Below are 625 nucleotides of genomic sequence, written 5' to 3'. Positions count from 1 at the left end.
TAGGGGGTAAAGACCATGACTTCGTCTTTACCCACCGGGCCATGTTTTTGATAAACTGAAGGAAATATAAGTGTTTCACCACTTTCAATGTCTGCTGAACTAGGTGATAAAACAGCGAACAGGCGTTGTACAGAAAAGTCAGATTTACCAATTTTAATATCTCGTTCTTTTCCTTTTCGCGTTTTAATCCAGTTAAGATGAGGAACAATATTCAGCGAATCTCCGGTTCTCTCACCCCATAGATAGAGCTCTCCATAGGCACTTCGTGCGATGACATGGTAGTCGTCATAATCGGCAAACTCTGTGTCCTTGAGGAAGGACTCAAGCACATCTTCAAACTCAGCGGGATTAGTAATCCAAAAAAGGCCATCTTGAAACCCCGAAAAACCCATCTGTTGCCAATATTCCAGCAATCTATCGGGTAAGATCCCACGATAGCGCTCTATTTGCTCTGAGGTGGCGACGACAACTTCTGTCGGGCTACCAAATTTTGACAGGAACAACGCTAAGTATTCATCATTCATCTGTTTGACGTCCTTGTAATGGCCGACTGTCCATTTTGCAGTCGGGCTCATTTATTTGGGTGTGGGCTTAACGACATTGGCTAACCTTCATAATGCTTGAT

The 625-nt window shown here is 43.5% G+C and carries 1 protein-coding gene; it reads right to left on the bottom strand.

Annotated elements, in window-relative coordinates:
* Window positions 1-524, bottom strand: a 524-nt coding sequence (locus TW84_RS23495; protein ID WP_045978024.1) for a GAD-like domain-containing protein, incomplete at its 3' end; no start/stop codon positions are given.
* Window positions 525-625: the final 101 nt, after the last annotated feature.

This window comes from Vibrio neptunius (assembly GCF_000967495.1).
Classification (GTDB): domain Bacteria; phylum Pseudomonadota; class Gammaproteobacteria; order Enterobacterales; family Vibrionaceae; genus Vibrio; species Vibrio neptunius.
This window is presented reverse-complemented; position numbering and strand designations above follow the sequence as displayed.